General features: G+C 34.4%; 17 protein-coding genes. 6 read left to right on the top strand and 11 right to left on the bottom strand.

Features of this window, described 5'->3' with window-relative positions; all coding sequences use genetic code 11:
* The first annotated feature begins 273 nt into the window (after positions 1 to 273).
* From ACM55I_RS15125 to can, 3 genes are all read left to right on the top strand, one after another.
* Positions 274 to 555, top strand: a complete 282-nt coding sequence (locus ACM55I_RS15125) for a hypothetical protein (RefSeq protein ID WP_039109565.1) — start codon at positions 274 to 276, stop codon at positions 553 to 555.
* Between the two features lie 89 nt (positions 556 to 644).
* A complete protein-coding gene (locus tag ACM55I_RS15120) occupies positions 645 to 2,300 on the top strand; it encodes a SulP family inorganic anion transporter (protein WP_416847677.1) in 1,656 nt (551 codons plus the stop codon).
* Between the two features lie 63 nt (positions 2,301 to 2,363).
* Complete coding sequence (can, locus tag ACM55I_RS15115) at positions 2,364 to 2,999, top strand: carbonate dehydratase (RefSeq protein ID WP_416847676.1); 636 nt, start codon at positions 2,364 to 2,366, stop codon at positions 2,997 to 2,999.
* A gap of 89 nt (positions 3,000 to 3,088) precedes the next feature.
* Here the strand turns inward: can and ACM55I_RS15110 are convergent, their stop codons facing one another.
* The 11 genes from ACM55I_RS15110 to ACM55I_RS15060 all read right to left on the bottom strand — a co-directional run bounded on the left by ACM55I_RS15110 (position 3,089) and on the right by ACM55I_RS15060 (position 15,664).
* Positions 3,089 to 3,940 (bottom strand): TorF family putative porin, encoded by an 852-nt coding sequence (locus ACM55I_RS15110; RefSeq protein WP_416847675.1) that lies wholly within the window; start codon positions 3,938 to 3,940, stop codon positions 3,089 to 3,091.
* Between the two features lie 55 nt (positions 3,941 to 3,995).
* Complete coding sequence (locus ACM55I_RS15105; RefSeq protein ID WP_416847674.1) at positions 3,996 to 5,348, bottom strand: NAD-dependent succinate-semialdehyde dehydrogenase; 1,353 nt, start codon at positions 5,346 to 5,348, stop codon at positions 3,996 to 3,998.
* A 79-nt stretch (positions 5,349 to 5,427) separates the two neighbouring features.
* Complete coding sequence (locus ACM55I_RS15100; protein WP_416847673.1) at positions 5,428 to 6,078, bottom strand: GNAT family N-acetyltransferase; 651 nt, start codon at positions 6,076 to 6,078, stop codon at positions 5,428 to 5,430.
* A gap of 85 nt (positions 6,079 to 6,163) precedes the next feature.
* On the bottom strand, positions 6,164 to 7,585 hold the full coding sequence (locus ACM55I_RS15095) for an aldehyde dehydrogenase family protein (RefSeq protein WP_416847672.1): 1,422 nt from the start codon (positions 7,583 to 7,585) through the stop codon (positions 6,164 to 6,166).
* 295 nt (positions 7,586 to 7,880) lie between these two features.
* Positions 7,881 to 9,182, bottom strand: coding sequence for an aspartate aminotransferase family protein (locus tag ACM55I_RS15090; RefSeq protein WP_416847671.1), 1,302 nt, complete (start codon positions 9,180 to 9,182; stop codon positions 7,881 to 7,883).
* Positions 9,175 to 9,660, bottom strand: a complete 486-nt coding sequence (locus ACM55I_RS15085) for an Lrp/AsnC family transcriptional regulator (protein ID WP_039109557.1) — start codon at positions 9,658 to 9,660, stop codon at positions 9,175 to 9,177. Before ACM55I_RS15085 ends, ACM55I_RS15090 begins: the two co-directional genes overlap by 8 nt.
* A 60-nt stretch (positions 9,661 to 9,720) precedes the next feature.
* Positions 9,721 to 11,313, bottom strand: coding sequence for an amidohydrolase (locus ACM55I_RS15080; protein ID WP_416847670.1), 1,593 nt, complete (start codon positions 11,311 to 11,313; stop codon positions 9,721 to 9,723).
* A gap of 57 nt (positions 11,314 to 11,370) precedes the next feature.
* Positions 11,371 to 12,717: an aspartate aminotransferase family protein gene (locus ACM55I_RS15075; protein ID WP_416847669.1), complete on the bottom strand. Its 1,347-nt coding sequence runs from the start codon at positions 12,715 to 12,717 to the stop codon at positions 11,371 to 11,373.
* Between the two features lie 64 nt (positions 12,718 to 12,781).
* Positions 12,782 to 13,429, bottom strand: a complete 648-nt coding sequence (locus ACM55I_RS15070; protein WP_416847668.1) for a GNAT family N-acetyltransferase — start codon at positions 13,427 to 13,429, stop codon at positions 12,782 to 12,784.
* Between the two features lie 46 nt (positions 13,430 to 13,475).
* On the bottom strand, positions 13,476 to 14,123 hold the full coding sequence (locus ACM55I_RS15065; RefSeq protein ID WP_416847667.1) for a GNAT family N-acetyltransferase: 648 nt from the start codon (positions 14,121 to 14,123) through the stop codon (positions 13,476 to 13,478).
* A gap of 14 nt (positions 14,124 to 14,137) precedes the next feature.
* Positions 14,138 to 15,664, bottom strand: coding sequence for a Na+/H+ antiporter NhaC family protein (locus ACM55I_RS15060; RefSeq protein WP_416847666.1), 1,527 nt, complete (start codon positions 15,662 to 15,664; stop codon positions 14,138 to 14,140).
* Between the two features lie 201 nt (positions 15,665 to 15,865).
* Here ACM55I_RS15060 and mmsA point away from each other — a divergent pair, with 201 nt between their 5' ends.
* The 3 genes from mmsA to ACM55I_RS15045 all read left to right on the top strand — a co-directional run bounded on the left by mmsA (position 15,866) and on the right by ACM55I_RS15045 (position 19,233).
* Positions 15,866 to 17,323 carry a CoA-acylating methylmalonate-semialdehyde dehydrogenase gene (mmsA, locus tag ACM55I_RS15055; protein WP_416847665.1) on the top strand — a complete coding sequence of 486 codons (1,458 nt, stop codon included), beginning with the start codon at positions 15,866 to 15,868 and terminating at the stop codon, positions 17,321 to 17,323.
* A 103-nt stretch (positions 17,324 to 17,426) separates the two neighbouring features.
* The gene (locus ACM55I_RS15050) at positions 17,427 to 17,876 is read left to right on the top strand and encodes a GNAT family N-acetyltransferase (RefSeq protein ID WP_416847664.1); all 450 of its coding nucleotides are present in this window, start codon (positions 17,427 to 17,429) and stop codon (positions 17,874 to 17,876) included.
* A 22-nt stretch (positions 17,877 to 17,898) separates the two neighbouring features.
* A complete protein-coding gene (locus ACM55I_RS15045; RefSeq protein ID WP_416847663.1) occupies positions 17,899 to 19,233 on the top strand; it encodes an aminotransferase family protein in 1,335 nt (444 codons plus the stop codon).
* The last annotated feature ends 178 nt before the right edge of the window (positions 19,234 to 19,411 follow it).

The following is a 19,411-nucleotide window of genomic DNA, read 5'->3' as shown; positions in this document are numbered from 1 at the left end:
TATTTTTTTTATACAATTTATACAAAATGTCTATAAAAAAAGTTGTTTTGTTTATATTTTAATCAAAAATAAACAACGACCCCCTAATATTAAGCAATATTTACACAAGTATACATTTTAGACGAACTCTTTAATTACTCGACATAAACAACAAAATATAAAGGTTGCAACGATTCTAATTACTCCTTCTATAAGGACTATACAGATGTTAATTTTATTTTAAATTTCATAAAATAGTATTTATTTCATTTGTTAAATTCTACTTTTGCAACAATGAAGCTAATTGCAAGAATATTATTGTTTGTTTTTATTGCTTTTCTTTTGACACCAACAATTGTTAGTGCTATAGAGAAAAGTACTGATACTTCTATTACCTATAGTTTTTTTGAAGAAGAACAATCACACAAACAGATTAAAGCAATTTTTCATTTTGAAATGGCTTATGAAATAATCAATTTATCGGAGTTAACTTCAAGTCTTATTCTATCAGAGAATTTGTCTAAACACGATATAATTGCTTCTACTATATTTATTCCCCCACCTGACCAAGTTTAATACAACGTTGATTTTAAAATTTTAAAATCTAATTCTCACATTATAACAATGTGTACAAATTCTTTGTATTCAATTTTCAGTAAGGTATTATGACAAAAAAAATCAATCTTTTTGCTAACCTTAAATCCGATTTTGCATCTGGTTTAGTGGTTTTTTTGGTGGCGCTTCCATTGTGTTTAGGTATTGCAATGGCTTCTGGTGCACCATTATTTTCGGGAATAATTTCAGGGATTGTAGGTGGTGTAGTTGTGGGTTATTTAAGTACATCTAATTTAAGTGTCTCAGGTCCAGCCGCTGGATTAACCGCTATAGTTCTTACTGCTATTACTGATTTAGGTGCTTTTGACGTTTTTCTAACTGCAGTTTTCATTGCCGGTTTAATTCAATTAACATTGGGATTTATGAAGGCGGGAACTATTTCAAATTATTTTCCAACCAATGTGATTGAGGGAATGTTAGCCGGAATTGGAATTATTATTATTCTGAAACAACTACCCCATGCATTTGGTTATGATAGTGATTTTGAAGGAGATCAAGCCTTTTTAGAATTAGGAGGAAGCAATACATTTTCTGCATTACTGGCCGTTTTTAATTACATTCAATTGGGTTCCATTATTATTACACTACTTTCATTGGCTATATTGATTGCTTGGGATAAGGTTCCTTTTTTGAAAAAATTAAAATTAGTTCCCGGTGCACTTATAGCTGTAATTGTTGGTGTTGTTTTGAACGAGATTTTCACATCAGCTGGAAGTTCATTGGCTATAGCCAAAGAGCATTTAGTTTCGTTACCAATTCCAACGTCTTTAGAAGAATTCAAACAAATAATTGTAACCCCTAATTTTTCTGGAATTACAAATTCTAAAGTTTGGGTTGTTGCCTTTACTATTGCTATTGTAGCTTCAATAGAAACGCTATTAAGTATTGAAGCGGCTGATAGAATGGATATCCAAAAACGTTACACTAATACCAATGTAGAGCTTAAAGCTCAAGGGATTGGAAATATGGTGAGCGCTCTTTTAGGTGGTTTGCCATTAACATCTGTAATTGTACGTACTTCTGCAAATAGTAATTCAGGAGCCAAATCTAAAATGTCGACTATCATTCATGGTGTATTGTTATTGGTAAGTGTTGTAACGATTCCATTCATTTTGAATAAAATTCCATTGGCAACATTAGCCGCTATATTACTGTTAGTAGGATATAAATTGGCTAAACCATCAACATTCAAACATTTCTGGGAAAAAGGAAAATATCAGTTTGTCCCTTTCATCGCTACTTTATTAGCCGTTGTATTTACTGATTTATTAAAAGGTGTTGCGCTAGGAATTATCATCAGTATTATATTTGTTTTGAAAGGAAACTTGAAACGAGCTTATCATTTTAGAAAAAAAGAATATGCAGATGGCGATGTCATTCATATCGATTTAGCACAGGAAGTGTCTTTCTTGAATAAAGCAGCCATTAAATCTACTTTGAATGATATCCCTGAAAACTCAAAAGTAATTATTGATGCAACAGACACTGTTTATATAGCCCATGATATCTTGGATTTAATCCATGAATTTAAAACCGTCAGAGCAAAAGAGGATCATATTAAAGTCAAACTTAGAGGATTTAAAAAAGCCTATCAATTAGAAAATAGCGAAGAAATCCCTAACAAAGTTACTTTCGAACATTATTATGATGTTGCAAAAAGAAAAATGGTTCAAAGAGAAATCACCTCAGAAGATTTAATCAAATAAGATTTGAGAAAATACATTTATATTAAAAAATAGATAAACTGTTAAATTTAAATTACTAAAAAAATGAAAGATTTTTATAAAAAAATATTAGACAATAATAAAGAATGGGTTGAAACTTCTCTAGCTAAAGATCCAAATTATTTTCAAGATTTGGCCAAAGGCCAAACTCCACCCTTATTATGGATTGGCTGTTCAGACAGTAGAGTTCCTGCTAATGAAATAATTGGAGCTAAACCTGGCGAAGTATTTGTGCATAGAAATATTGCCAATATGGTAGTACATACTGATATGAATATGTTGAGTGTATTAGATTATGCTGTGAATGTTTTGAAAGTAAAACATGTACTTGTTTGTGGCCATTATGGTTGTGGTGGTGTAAAGGCTGCGATGGGAAATGATTCAATTGGTATTATTGACAATTGGATCAGACACATAAAAGATGTTTATCGATTACATGATGAATACTTAAATTCAATTGCTGATGAAACTGAACGCTTCAATGCTTTTGTTGAGGTTAATGTAAAAGAACAAGTTTTTGATTTAGCCAAAACATCCATTGTTCAAGCAGCTTGGAAAAACGGACAAGATTTAACACTACACGGCTGGGTCTATGGATTAAATTCAGGTTTTGTAACTGATTTAAATGTGAATATCAGTTCAGAAAAGGATTTAGACGAAGTGTATCAATTGAGATTCTAAAATAAAAAAAATCGCCATAAGGCGATTTTTTTATAAAATTCTTAAACTAGGCTATCAAAATAAAAAAAGTTAATCTGATAGAAAATGAATTATTTGATGTTAAAGGTAACACCCGCAGAAAAGAAATTTCTAACCGTTTTAGTCAGGTTATCATTGGTATCAAATTTTTGAATTCCGTAGTCATTATTTGTATATCTAACAAAAACCGGTAAACTAAATTTCTCCGTAATTTTCAATTCTTTAGCAACATTTACCCCTACATTCGAGAAAGTAAATCCTGCTTTGCCACTCGCATCAACACCATAATACCCTCCATTAATGACTACAGCCCCAACAAAAGGTCTAATATCCAAACCTGCACTTTCTAAAGAATACGTATATCCTAATTCAGCATAACTAGAAAAAGCTCTTGATCTTTTTCCATTATCATCATATTTATAATCGCCTCCACCAATAAACGTGTTCCATTGAAAGTCTAACGGTAATCCTATTTCAGAAAAATCTAATAATACCGAAAGATCTAAACTCTGTGCCGACCCTTCTGAATAATCAAAATAGCTGCTTCTTTCCCAATCTGGATTATTCTTAGTTGCTGGCCAATAGTAATCACTCAACATTACTTTCACAACAGGAGATATTTGATAGGCAATATTCCAATCAAACTCGTTGTAAGCATCGGCAGCATTAGAAAAATTTGTTGTTGCCCATACTCCAACCGATAATTTATCTGTAATAGCATAAGCCATATATGGCTGAACAGCTATTTTATCTCCATAATATTTTATTCCTCTCCATAAGTACGGATACACAACATCCACAGCGGCTGTAAATTTAGGCTCTGGAGCTTCTGGTTCAGCCATAGGCGGAGTAACTGGTGTATCTTGTGCAAATCCCAAACTACTTGTTAGCATTAATGCTAAAATTAATACTGCTTTTTTCATTTTTGGTTGGTTTTGGTAGTTAATTTTAAAATCCATTTTCTATTCTTAATTATAATTATTCGATAATTATTGATTTCATATTCATAAATTCTTTGATACCAATTTCAGATAATTCTCTTCCATACCCTGATTTTTTTGTTCCTCCAAAGGGAATTCTGGAATCAGAACGGACCAATGAGTTTATAAAAACATTTCCTGCTTCAATTTTTCTAGCTAATCTGTATGCGTTTTCCCGATCTTCCGTCCAAATAGCCGATGCTAAACCATATCTGTGGTTATTTGCAATAGCGATAGCATCATTTTCATCTTTGGCTCTTATAATTGTAGCCAATGGACCAAACGTTTCCTCTTGAAAAGCAATATTATTAGCATCCACAAAATCAATTAATGTCGGTTGGAAATTGCAATTTTCACGCTCTCCTCCTACTACTAATTTGGCTCCTTGTTGCAATGACTTTTCTAATTGATGGCTTAGTTTTTCGGCTAAATCCAATCGGGCCAATGGCCCCATATTAATTCCATCCTGTAACGGATTTCCCTGATGTAAAGCATTTACTTTTTGGGCAAAAAGGGCAGTAAATTCATCTGCTACTTTTTCAGTAACGATAAAACGTTTGGCACAAATACAAGCCTGACCTGCATTTAGCATTCTGGATTGAGTAGCAACAGTAGCAGCTTTTTCAATATCCGCATCATTCAAAACAATAAATGCATCTGAACCTCCCAACTCCATAACTGATTTTTTTATATACTTTCCAGCCAATGAAGCCACAGAAGAACCTGCCATTTCACTTCCAGTCAACGTAATTCCATGTACAATATCCGAAGCGATTACACTTTCAACTTGAGTAATATCAATAGTTATTTGTTGAAAAACTCCTTCTGGAAAACCAGCTTCCAGAAATGCATTTTCGATAGCTTTGGCACAACCAATAACGTTTGGTGCATGTTTTAAAAGCGTCACATTCCCCGCCATAATTGCCGGCGCAGCATAACGCAATACTTGCCAAAAAGGATAATTCCAAGGCATAATTGCAAAAACAGCTCCCATTGGGTCGTAGACGGACATGCTAGTAAAAGGCGTATCGTACTTTTCGTCTTTCAGCATTCTCTCTGCATTCTCCGCATAGAAGTCACAATTTCCTGCTGATTTTTCGACTTCACTAATTCCTTCAGGTAAAATTTTACCCATTTCATTAGTAATCAACAAACCTAACTCATCCTTCTTTGCTCTCAGAATACTAGCCAGTTTTTTCATTTTATCCGCTCTTTCCTGAAAAGACGTATTTCGCCAATTTTTAAAAGCACTTTCTGACAGTTTTAATTTCTGATTCAATTGTGCGTTTGTCAACACTTCGTGTTCCGCAATAATTTCTCTTGAAAATGGATTTATTGATTTGAATATCATTTTATTTTTTGTTTAAATTTAATGTTGCACGTTTAAAGTTCCTTGACAGAACTCCATTACGGCTGAACACTGATTACTCTTAATGGTTCTCGCTTAATTTAGTGTTTGGTTCCAAAGGCCAATACATCAACACCGAACAATTTCCGCTTCTAGGATCATCTAAATAATCAAACAAAGGTTCCACCAGAATGAATCCGCATTTGGTTTGAGCCGTAACAGTTGGGTCAATAATTTCACCTTTTATCAATTTATCACAATATTCCGCAATAGTCATTTGATCTTTTACTTTGTCATAACCAATAGGCATCCCAGCCGTCATTTGTCCTTTGCAACCTAAAGCTTTGGCAACATCCTGACGGGCATTATAAATTTCTCTTCCAATACCTTTTCCTTGGTAATCCGGATGAACAGAAACATCCAACCCATAAATCCAATCCGCTTTAGGGTCGTGTGTTCCCAACCATAAATCATCGGAAATATCCAAAAAAGTATGATGTCCTTTGTGGTAATTTTGAAGCAAAGTTGTGCAAGAAGCGATTACATTATCACCATCCAAAACAATAAATTGTCCCTCTGGAAAAATCTCCAAATGCCTTTTATATTTATCTTCAGTAATTAATTCTTCAGCAGACAAAGTAGGAAAAACAATTTCCTGTAATTCCGCTTGCTGTTTGGCATGTTCCGGCAAAGGCGTTTGCAACGTGTATTTACCTAAAATTTCTTTTTTCATATTCATTAACGATTTAAATCCTCACCGCAACCCTCTCCAAAAGAGACGAAAAGGAAAATATTTGTTTTTTGGAATTTGCTTTTTGTTAGCTCATATTCCCATAACTGATTAGTTTCAATTCCATATATTCTTTCAATCCTTCTGAACCGGATTCATGGCCTATTCCACTACTTTTCCAACCTGAAAATGGCAATTCAGTACCTTGAGGGGCCCATTCATTAATTCCAACCATTCCAAATTCAAGATTTTCGGCATAGAAATTAGCAGTTTTTATGTGATTGGTAAAAGCATAGGAAGCTAAGCCGTATTCAGTATCATTTGCCCATTCGATAACTTGTTCTTTTGTTTCAAAAGGAATAACAATCATCAATGGTCCAAACATTTCCGTTTTGATAAAAGATTGACTTTGTCGCGCTTCAATCAAAGCAGGATGCACAAAAAACCCTTTTTCAGCAGGTTCTCCGCCAATATGAATTATTGCTCCTTCGCTTTTCGCTTTTTCTAGCATAGCCAAGGAATGTTCCTGTTGTTTTTTATTGATAAGCGGACCAAGAAAATCGACATCACCACCGTTAATTCCTGTTTTCAATTTTGAAATATCATCCTTCACAATAGCAGTGAATTGCTCAAAAATGTCTGTATGAACATAAAACCGTTGTGGCGAAACACAAACCTGACCGCAATTTCTCAATTTTGCAACCAAGGCTTGATGAGCAATTACGGTAACATCTACATCTTTATCGATAATTACTGGCGCATTTCCGCCTAATTCCAAAGACAATTTAGTTGCCGTTTTTGAAGCGCCATCCATTAATATTTTCCCCACTCGGGTACTTCCTGTAAAGCTTATTTTTGTCAATAAAGGATTATCAATCATTTCAGTTCCGGTAGAAACTGGTTCTGTGTTGATTAAATTAAAAACTCCTTTAGGAATTCCGGCTTCGTGTATGGCTGTAGCCAAATTAAAACTCGATAATGGCGTAAATTCCGAACCTCTCATCACCACACTACAACCAGCGGCCAAAGCAGCTGCAACAGCACGTGCCGGATTGTAAGCCGGAAAATTCCAAGCCGTAATCACTCCCACAACTCCTACTGGCTGATAAATGACCATCGCTCTTTTATCGGCTCTATTCGTAGGAACTACTCGTCCGTAATTTCTTTTTCCTTCTTCAGCAAACCATTCGAAAAGATTAGCCGAAACTTGCCATTCTCCTCTTGATTCCAGCATTGGTTTTCCCGTCTCCAACGAAGTTTCTTTTGCAAAAGCTTCTACATTTGTCCGAATATAATTAGCTGCTTTTTTTAATATTTCAGCTCTAAAATAAGGTGTCGTACTTTTCCATTCTTTGAAAGAAGCATCAGCGGCTGCAATGGCTAACGTACAATCAGCAGTATTTCCAAAAGGGACTTTATCAATTATTTCTTCGGTAGCCGGACTTTGTACATCCCAAGTTGCGCCATCAATTGCGTCGCACCATGCTCCATTTATATATTGCTTTCTCATTTAAAAAAATTTAGTTTTTGGCTTTGATTTTTTTGTTATTGGATAACACAAAAAACATAGCTCCCTATTTATTAATATTCTATTATTTAAAGTATTTTAAACTTATATTTTCATTTAAAGCTTAAAGAGATTGAAAAACATATTAAAATAGACCAACCATATAAGGGATATAAGGACATATAATGTAGAGTTATTAACTGTTCAACTTAAATGAACTTATATTTCTTAAATGGTTAAAATTTTATTTTTAATATTATTAGTATAATATGATCTATACTACCATAATTATGCTTTCTCATGATAGTATTTCTTCTATTGTTTGTTGCAAAATAGATAAACCTTTTTCTAAAATTTCATCTTCTATAAATAATGGACTTAAAATTCGGATGCAATTTCCGTAGGTTCCAGAAGTGATTACAATCAATCCTTTCTCTAAACATTTATTGACAATGGCTTTTGTGGCATCACCATCAGGCATTTTAGTTTCTGGATTAAAAAATTCTATAGCCAACATAGCTCCCAATCCACGGACATCAGTAATATTTTTAGGATATTTTGCCTGCAACTGATTGAATCTATCACGAACTATCTTGCCCACTTTTTCACCAGCAGCATTGATATTATTTTTTTGCATGTAATTGATACTTGCTAATGAAGCCACGCAACTCAATGGATTTCCTAAATACGTCCCACCGATAAGTCCCGATTTAACAGCATCCATAATTTCCTGTTTTCCAATAACAGCACCAATAGGCATTCCCCCACCCATAGATTTTGCCCAAGTCGACAAATCTGGAGTCACTCCATAATGTTCAAAAGCAGCCCATTTTCCGGTACGACCAAAACCAGATTGTACCTCATCAAAAATCAAGAAAATATTATTTTCGGTACAGAATTTACGCAGGTATTGAACATATTTTTTAGAAGCAACGGTAAAACCACCTTCACCTTGTACTAATTCCAAGATAATTGCAGCGGTTTGACTTACTGAAACGGTTGACGAAAAAGTTTTATGCAACTTCATAATCATCAAATCATCGAATTCGGCTTCAGTCATTCTGGCGCTCATACTCGGTTTGTAATACGGAAATTCAAGACGATATACTTCAGGAGCATAAGGTCCGGCACCTTCTTTGTATTTCACATTGGATGTCAAAGTCATCGCCATCATCGTACGTCCGTGAAAGGAACCGTCGTAACATATAATTCCTGATTTCCCAGTTACGGCACGAGCAATTTTAATGGCATTTTCTACTGATTCAGCACCAGATAAAGTTAGCATTGCTTTAGTAGATTCACCGTGTGGCAAAATCTCACACAACTTTTCCGTTAAGTCTAAATATTGTTCGTAAACAGAAACATTGAAAGAAGCATGAATAAACTTCTCAGCTTGTTTTTGAATTGCTTCAATAATTTCGGGTACACCGTGTCCTGCATTATTTACCCCAATTCCTCCTGCAAAATCAATCAATTCTCTGCCATCGGCGTCAATAATAATGGCTCCTTTGGCAGATTGAATGCTGGATGGATTGAAAATTCCCAAAGCGTTTGGAACACTTTTTTTTCTTCTTTCGTATAATTTATCTGTATTATTCATTTTGCTTGCTTGATAATTTTGCTAATTCTAAATCGGGTTGCGCGAATTTGTAAATTTTCATATACATATTTGTTTTGGTATCAAAAACACCTTCCATCGCATGAATTTTATCTCCTAATAATTCATTCAAATGCTCCATATCCCGACACATAATATTGGCTTCAATATCATAATCCCCCGAAACAGAAGCCAAGAAACTAATTTCAGGCAACTTTGCTAATTCCTCAAAAATGGTTTTCATGTATGATTTTGGTTTAACCGAAATCAAAACACTTGCATAAGCATTAAAACCAATTTTATTAGGATCGACTCTACCAATAATTTGCAAAGTCCCATCTTCAATTAAGTTAATATAACGGTGTCTAATGGTACTCACAGCTACATTAATTTCTTTAGAAATTTCAGTAAACGACATTCTGCCGTCTTTTTGAAGAAGTTTCAATATTTGGTAATCTAATTCATCATCTAATGCACTCATTTTTTATTTTTTTTTAAAACGGTTTCACAGTTTAAAACCCTGATAACGTATGATTTTCTACTATTTTTTATATTTTAATTCTCCATTTACCCAAGTTTCATTGGCTTCAACGTTAGAAACATCGTCTAATTTAAATGGATTTTTATTCAATACAATAAAATCGGCATATTTCCCTGTGGAAAGACTTCCTTTTATATTTTCTAAATTATCCGCAATCGCACTTCCTACAGTGTAAGCGCGTAATGCTTCCTCAAAAGTTATTTTCTGGCTTTCGCCAATGACAAAGCCATCCATCGCTTTTCGAGTTACCGCCGTTTCCATATTAACCCAAGGATTAATCTCTTTTACCACGGGACCATCGGTAGATAAGGCTAAATTTATTCCGTTATCCAAAACCGTTTTGCATGGATAAACCACATCTAATAATTCTTCCGGCAAAGTGCTTTTGAAATTGTTTGCCAATTCGTAAATGAAAATGGGTTGCATCGCTGCTGTCATATTCATGTGTTTAAAATCTTTTATATTTTCATTTGATAAAAACCCAACATGCTCAATCCTGTGTTTTAAAGTATTATCCATTTTGAACAAATCACGATACACCTTCAAAGTCAAATCAACCGCTTGATGCCCAATCGCATGTGTGGCAACCGAGAATCCTTTTTCAACAGCTTCTTTGGCTGTTTGAAAAAACTTATCATAATCCAATCTCAAAACGCCTTTATAACCGTCAGTATTTTTATACGGAACATTCAATGCTGCTGTAGCCGAACTCAAGCCACCATCAGAAAAAAACTTCACGGTCTTTATTTGTAAAAATTCCGATTCATATTGTTCCGGTAAAACCTGAATTTCATCGCTTCCGTCTGGAATTCTAAGCGGAAAAACATTCATTCGCACTTTCAATAATCCTTCTTGGTCTAATTTAATGTAAGCTGCCAATAATTCCTCATTTGCAGCCGGATCAGTAGCGCTTGTAATTCCCAAAGTCAACAAATATTGATGCGCTTCCAGAATCATGTTTTTATATTCTTCGAAAGTAAATGGAGGAATAGTATTCATGATTAATCCCAAAGCTCTTTCGGTAAAAATACCTTGCAGACTTCCATCTTGATTTTTACGAATTTCTCCTCCAAAAGGAACTTCAGTAGCTTCATCAACTTCTGAAATTGCTATGGCTTTTGAATTGGCAATTCCAATATGAGCACAAGTTCTAATTACAAAAACAGGTCTGTCAGAAATAATTTCGTCTAAATCTTCTTTGGTTGGCAACCGTTTTTCTTCCAGTACCATTTCATTAATTCCACGAGCCATAATCCATTCGGAATTCGGATTTTTATCGGCAAACTCTTTTAATAATCTTTTGAATTCCACAATCGATTTCACACCCCGAACATCCAACATGTAGGTGCGAAGATGTCCAATTTTCCAAACATGAATATGCGCATCATTTAACCCCGGAACAACTGTTTGTCCATTAAAATCAAATTCATTGGAAAAAGAACCAAATTGATTTCGTAATTCAGTTTCCGTTCCTATGGCTTCAATTTTCCCCAAATGGTTAATTACCATGGAATCCGCTTTTGCAAAAGCAGGATCCATAGTAATAATATTGGCATTATATATCAGTTTAAAAGTCATAAAGTCTAATATCATAAAGTCTAAATATCGAACTAGTCTTTATGACTTTCGACTTTTAGACTTTCGTCTAAATTATTTTCTTTCGTTCAACACTTCTTGGATTGCATTTTCAATTACATCCAATCCTTCATGCAATTGTTCGTCAGTAATAACAATTGGAGGTAAAAAACGAATACAATTGGTGTACAATCCTGCTCTGATTAAAATCAATCCATTTGCGACTGATTTTTTGATTACTGCCATTGCAAAATCCATATCAGGCTCTTTGGTTTTTTTATCTTTTACAAATTCAACTACCAGCATCGCTCCTATTCCACGAACATCACCAATACAAGAAAACTTATCTGCCATTGTATTTAATCGTGTTCTGATAGCATCTCCCACATGAACTGATTTTTCTAAAAATTCCGGTGTGTTAATTTGTTTCACAGTAGCAAGTGCAGCAACCACAGCAATTGGACTTCCCGAATATGTTCCTCCAACTCCACCTAAATGAGGAGCATCCATCATTTCTGCTCTTCCGGTTACAGCACTAATTGGCAATCCAGAACCTATCGATTTAGCCATTGTTACCATATCCGGAATTACTCCGCTATGTTCAATAGAAAGGAATTTTCCAGTTCTTCCTGCTCCAGCCTGAACCTCATCGGCAATAAAAACAATACCATGTTCATCACAAACTTTTCTGATTTTTTCCAAGAAACGTTTTGGGACAGGAATAAAACCACCTTCACCTTGAACAGGTTCGATAATAATTGCTGCAACTGATGATGGATCTACATGTGAAATTAAGTTCTGGTCGAAACGTTCGATACAAAAATCTATATATTCTTCTTCCGTAAAATTATCCGGTTTGCGATATACATTTGGAGAATGAAAACGATAAATATCCTGTGCATAACTACCAAACCCTTTTTTAAATAAAGCGTATTTACTGGTTAAACTCAATGTCAGTAAAGTTCTACCGTGATAGGCTCCTTCAAAACAAATAACTGCAGGTCGCTTCGTATAATATCTTGCAATTTGTACTGCATTTTCTACCGCCTCAGATCCGGAACAAGCCAATAATGTTTTCTTAGGAAAATCTCCCGGAATAATTTTATTAAGTAATTCTGCAAACTCTAAATACGGTTCAAAAGTAGTTACCAATGCACCCGTATGAAGGTATTTATCCATTTGGTCTTTTATGGCATCAACAACTACTTGAGGTCTGTGACCCAAATTTACCATCCCAATTCCTCCAGCAAAATCAATCAATTGATTCCCATCTACATCCCACACTAAAGCGCCTTCAGCCTTTTCAACAACCACTTCGGTAGATTTTCCTAAACCGGCAGGTAAAGCAGCTGCTCTTCTTGCTAACATTTCTTTGCTCTTTGGTCCAGGAATTTCTGATACTTTTTTAATTTGAGTTCCCATTTTTTTTTATTTAATTATATTCTGAATTTTAATCTAACTTGTTATTCTTCTTTTTACAGAGAAATTATAAACTATAATTTTCATCGACCGGATAGTACATTAAAATACTGGCATATCCCGCTTCTGGGTCATTGATGTAATTGTATAAAATTCTTATCCATCTAAACCCTGCATTTCGTTGCGGTGTAATGGTTGGATCCGTAAATTCTTTTTTCTCCAATGCTTCACAATATTCTACAATGGTCATTTTATCTTTTACTTTTCCGTAACCAATAGTCATTCCTGCAATAATTTGTCCTTTGATTCCAAGTATTTTACACACCTCATGCCGCGCTTTATACATTTCTTTAGAAAGTCCTAAACCTCTGTATTCAGGCAACACGCCCATATCAATGCCGTACATCCAATCGCCATCCGGTATTTGAACATTAGTAAGCCATAAATTATCTGTTTCTTCCAAAAAAGTACTGTCGTGTTCCGGGAAATTGCATCTGAAAGTACTTGCTGAAGCTACAATCTTTCCTTCTTTTTCCACTACAACTTGACCTTCTGGAAATATTTTAATATGATTCGCAAAATGATTCCTGTCCAATATCTCCGATTGATGTAACGTTGGATAACATTGTGATTGAACATATTCCATTTCAATAACATCATCAAGAATTGCATTTCTTATTATAAATTTATCGTTTAAAATTTTTCTATTTATCATCGATTTAATTCTAATTAATTAATACAATTCTATTTCAGATAGAATCCTATATTTTATAATCAACATCAACTGGAAAATACATCAGTATACTAGCATATCCAGCTTCAGGATCATTAATATGATTGTAAAGTGGCTTTATCCACCTGAATCCCGCTTTCTTTTGAGGTGTTACGGTTGGATCAGTAAATTTCTTAATCTCCAATGTATAACAATACTCCTCAATTGTCATTTTATCTTTTACTCTGCCATAACCAATAGTCATTCCTGCTATTATTTGACCTTTCAATCCAAGTGATTTGCAAACTTCTTGCCTTACTAAATACATCTCTCTTGAAAGCCCCAAACCTCTATATTCTGGCAAGACTCCCATATCTATTCCGTACATCCAATCACCATCGGGTACATGCGCATTCGTTATCCATAAATTATCAGTAGTTTCTAAATAGGTTTTATCTGCAATTGGAAAAAAACTTCTCATAGTACTTGCTGAACCAACAACAATTCCATCTTTTTCGACTACTATCTGACCTTCAGGAAAAATTTTAATATGATTGATAAAATGATTCCTGTTCATTAATTCTAATTCATGCAAAGTGGGATAACACTGTTTTTGCACATACTCCATCTGAACAGCATCTTCTACCGTTGCATTTCTCACATGAAACTCATTGTTTAAAATGTCTTTTTTAATCATACTATCAAATTACATTATAAAATAAACCCTGCTATCAAATACATTATGGATGATATTCCAAATATTACTAACTGATATGGAAATTGTGAAATACCATGTTTCATCATATCTATTTTACAAGATTGTGCCGTAAGAACTCTATTATCTGAGAAGAAACAAGCTGCAGCTCCCCAAACAGTTCCAGAAGCCAACGCTCCTTGGGTTAGCCAAAAATCAGCTCCTATTGTCCGTGATAAAATAGCAGTAGTTGGAACTAAAATCGCATATATTCCCCAGTTTGAACCTGTAGCCCAACAAATCCATGCCACTAATGCAAAAACAACAAAAGGAAGTGTCGCACTATTCAACCAACTAATTCCTTGTAATTTCTCTGCTACAAATTCATTAAAGCCCAATCCATTTTGAACATCTTTCAATAAATAGGTCATTCCTAAAACCACTAATACGAAAGTGATTGATTCCATCCCTTTAACGAAGTTGTTTGATATTTTATTGAATTTAATTACCCCTAATACTAAATAAAACAAGTACGTAAAAACACAAGCGGTGGCTATTCCACGAAGTGCGTCGATACTACTGAAAATTGATTCAGAAGAAAAAGTTACACTACCCCAATATTCTGAATCATACGGATAAGGAAAAATGGTACACCAAATTAAAATAACTAAAGGCAAAATAAAATAGACTAGCTTCCCTTCTTTGGCTGGTTTTTTCTTAACTTTTATAACATCAACATCAATTACTTTTACACTTGCCTCCGCTTCCTTTATTGCTTTTGAGTCCGGGATTAACTGAAACACTACTAATGCCCCTAGAATTAAAGAAATCCACGCCGAAAAATTATAAGGAATTGTTCCTAAAAATGCTTCAATGGGACTTGTTATAACTTTTCCTGCACTATTTAAAACACCTCCTTCAATAGACGCTATTTGAGTTCCATAAAAAATAGTCCAAGTCGAAATTGGAAATATTATAGTCAACGGTACACAAACAAAACTCAAAACCAAGGCTAATTTTTCTCTTGAAACACCAAATTTATCTGTAATAGGTCTCATCGTATTACCAATAGACAATGCACTTAAGTAATCATCCAAGAAAAAGAAAAAACTTAGAAAATAAGTCATAATGAGCGACTGTTTTTTATTTTTAACATGATTTTCAGAATATTTCCCAACTGCATTAATTCCACCGGAAGCCACTAATAATTGTACAAATGCACCATATAATATACAAACTAAAATCACCCATATTAATCCTTGGTCATGTGCATCTCTAGAAATGGAGGAAAACATACCATCAAACATATTCAATGGAAAAATCATCCCTTCTCCTTCAGGAAAAAATTCTTTGGATCCACCTTGCATTGCCAATAAAACAAATCCCACAGCACAACCAATAATTAAAGGTTCCAATGCTTTTCTTGTCATTATTGCAACTCCTAATACAGTAAACGCAGGAACTAAAGCATGCCAATTGATAAAATAACAAAGTACCGCCAGAAAAAGTAAGGCTACTCCAATAATAGTTGAGATTGATTTCATTGATTTTGTTTTTGGTTAATAGAATAATTTAAATTGGTTAGTTTTAAACTTAAACTTAAAACTAATTTAAATACGTGTTGTAAATAAATTAACAATTAGGTTATTATTTTGTAAATCTAACAATATTTTCAACACTCACAAAAAATATTATTGTTTTTTTTGATAAAAAGTGTATATTTGAAAAACTAAAAAAGTAAAATCATGGCATTTGATGAAGTAAAAAACTTTATAAATGGAGCTTTTAAGTCTGGCAGCTCCAGCAAAATTCATACAGTTATATCCCCTTTAGACGGAAATGAATTGACTACTTTCAATGAATCTACTATGGAAGATTTGAATGAAATTATCGGTTTTGCTCAAAAAGCACAAAAAGCCTGGCAAAAAGTTACCTTAAAAGAACGCGTGCAAGTTTTCTATAAATACAAACAATTACTGGAACAAAACAGTACTGAATTAACCGAAATTATTTACCGTGAAAACGGAAAAATACACGGGGAAGCCAAAGCCGAAATTGACAAAGCAATTGAACTGACCGAATTTGCCTGCTCATTGCCACAATTTGTAAATGGAGAAAATATGGAAGTCAGCAAGGGAGTTTATTGTTCTTCTACTAAATTACCATTAGGAATTGTGGCTTCGATTGTTCCTTTTAATTTTCCAACTATGGTTCCGCATTGGACCATTGTAAATGCCATTGCATTAGGAAATGCTTTCATTTTGAAACCATCCGAAGCCGTACCAATCAGCAGTCAATATACCGCAAAATTATTGAAAGAAGCTGGACTTCCTGATGGTTTATTTAATATCATAAATGGCACACAATCAACTGTTGAGAATTTGTGTGATCATCCGGATATCAAAGCCATCACTTTTGTTGGTTCTACTAAAGTGGCAAAAATAGTATACCAAAGAGCCAGTCATAATTTGAAACAGGTTTTAGCACTTGGCGGAGCCAAAAACCATATCATTCTTCTTCCGGATGCACATCCAGATATGGCTTCATCAAATATTGTGGCTTCCATGAGTGGTTGCGCAGGACAACGATGTATGGCAGCGGCTACTTTAATAGCAGTAGGAAATTGCGATGCTATTCTAGACAAATTAATCGATGATGCCAATAAAATTCAATGCGGAACAACATTGGGTGCTGTGATTTCGAAAGCAGCCAAAGAAAAAATTGAATTCTATATCACCGAAGCCGAACAACAAGGCGCCAAAATCATTTTGGATGGTAGAAATACCATAGTTCCTGGGAAAGAAAACGGTTTCTATGTCGGACCAACGATTATTGACTACGCGACTGCCGATATGAAAATTGCGAAAGAAGAAATCTTTGGACCAGTTCTTACTATTGTTCGCGTTAACACGATTGACGAAGCTTTGACAATTGAAAATGCAAATCCTTATGGAAACGCCTGTTCCGTATTTACACAAAGCGGCGGTTTAGCAAATTATGTTACTGAAAATGCTTCAGCAGGAATGTGTGGTGTAAATATTGGTGTTCCCGTTCCCAGAGAACCTTTTGGTTTTGGCGGATGGAATGAATCAAGATTTGGTTCAGGAGATATTACAGGAAAAAGTGCTATTGGATTTTTTACCAAAGAAAAGAAAACGACAACCAAATGGAATCCTGAAGCGGGTACCAACTGGATGAGTTAAATCCTTAATTCAAGAAGTTATGTGGACTCCCCAAAGAAGAAGAGGATGGAAACTAAATAATAATTTGTATTTTTAATGACAAACCATTTAAAAATAAACAATTATGATACGAAAAGCTACTTTACAAGATTTGGATCAATTGACGCCATTGTTTGATCAATATTTGGTTTTCTATAAAAAACCATCTGATCCCGAAAAACACAAAACGTATTTAAAAGAACGATTAGAGAATAATGAAGCTATTGTTTTTTTAGCTTTTGATGAAGATAATATAGAAAAAGCCATAGGATTTACTTTAATCTATGTCACGTTCTCTTCTTTGGCATTAAATAAAATACTGATTTTAAATGATTTATTCGTTGATGCTACTATTCGAAAAAAAGGAATTGGAGAACAATTAATTCTAAAAACTGTTGATTTAGCAAAAGAATTAGACTCCGATTTAATTCGATTGAGAACCGCAAAAAACAACAGTACAGCACAAAGACTCTATCACAAAATGGGGTTCAAAAGAGACGAATATCTTTACAGCTATGACCTTGTTGTAAAATAAACTAAAACTATATAAATAACTCATGTTGACTAAAGAACAAATAATAAGTGATAGTAAACAATACAGCTTGTTTACTTGGGTTGCCCAAAAAAATGTAAATCCTATTCCAATCGAAAGAGCCGAAGGCGTTTATTTATATGAAACAGGCGGCAAAAGAATTATTGATTTCTCCAGCGGATTAATGTCAGTAAATATAGGTCATGGCGACCAGCGTGTTACAGATGCCGTAGTCGAACAAATGCAAAAAGTAAGTTACGTGACGCCTTCTTGCACCACAGAAATCCGAGCCAAATTAGCTAAAAAATTAGCGTCCATTTGTCCTGGAGATTTAAACAAAGCTTTTTTTACACTTTGTGGTGCTTCATCAATTGAAAATGCTATAAAATTAGCCCGTTTATACACCGGAAAACATAAAATATTCGGAAGATACAGAGGCTTTCACGGAAATTCATCCGCGAGTATGTCTGTGGGTGGTGATCCCAGAAAACAATATACGGACGCACAACAATCGACTAATATTTTTCACCTTGATGATCCTTATGATTTTTATGGTTTAAGCGATCAAGATGAAGAAACGAGATTAAAATGGAGTTTGGATTCTGTAGAAAGAATTATTCGTTATGAAGGCGGTCATACTATTGCGGCCTTTATTTTCGAAGGGGAAAGCGGATCTTCGGGTTGTCTTCATTATCCAAAAGGATATTTAAAAGGTATTAAAGCTTTATGTGAAAAATATGAAATTCTATTTATTGCCGACGAAGTAATGAGTGGTTTTGGGAGAACCGGAAAATGGTTCGGATTTGAACATAGCGGCATTGTACCCGATATGATTTGTATGGCAAAAGGGTTAACTTCCTCTTACCTTCCGTTAGGTTGCTTGATGGTTTCGGATAAAATTGCCACAAAATTCGACGATTCTCCTTTATGGCTGGGATTGACTTATAATTCTCACCCGGTTTCTTTGGCAGCTTCTTTGGCAGTTGTCAATATTTACGAAAGTGATAACTTGATAGGAAACACAATTAAAATGGGTGCTTATATGGAAAAACGCATCAACGAAATGCGTGCAGAACACCCTTCAATAGGGGATTTTAGAAACAAAGGATTATTGGGTTGTTTAGATGTTGTAAAAAGCAAAGAACCGTATCAATTGATGGCTCCTTTCAACGCTAATACTGCCGAAATGGAAGTGATGAATAAAGTGGGTGCAAAATTAAGAGAACTAGGATTGTACACCTTTGTGCGTTGGGGTTATATTTTTATTGCTCCACCTTTAATGATAAATGAAGAACAAATTGATGAAGGTTTAGCCATTATTTCTCAGGCATTAAGTATTGCTGATGAATATGTAATTTAGTTCATCTATTTTATATCATAAAAAAACTCCAAACTTTCGTTTGGAGTTTTTTATTCATGCACTATGTCCCGTCCTGAAATAGCGATACACAAAAAAGATCGTTATGGAAGAAAACATAAATTATGTAAAACGCACCCAACGCGATTACAGTATGTCTTTAAAGCTTCAAATTGTTAGA

Source organism: Flavobacterium algoris, assembly GCF_048158525.1.
Taxonomy (GTDB): domain Bacteria; phylum Bacteroidota; class Bacteroidia; order Flavobacteriales; family Flavobacteriaceae; genus Flavobacterium; species Flavobacterium algoris.
Note: the sequence above shows the minus strand (reverse complement) of the source record. Positions and strands in the feature narration are given on the sequence as shown.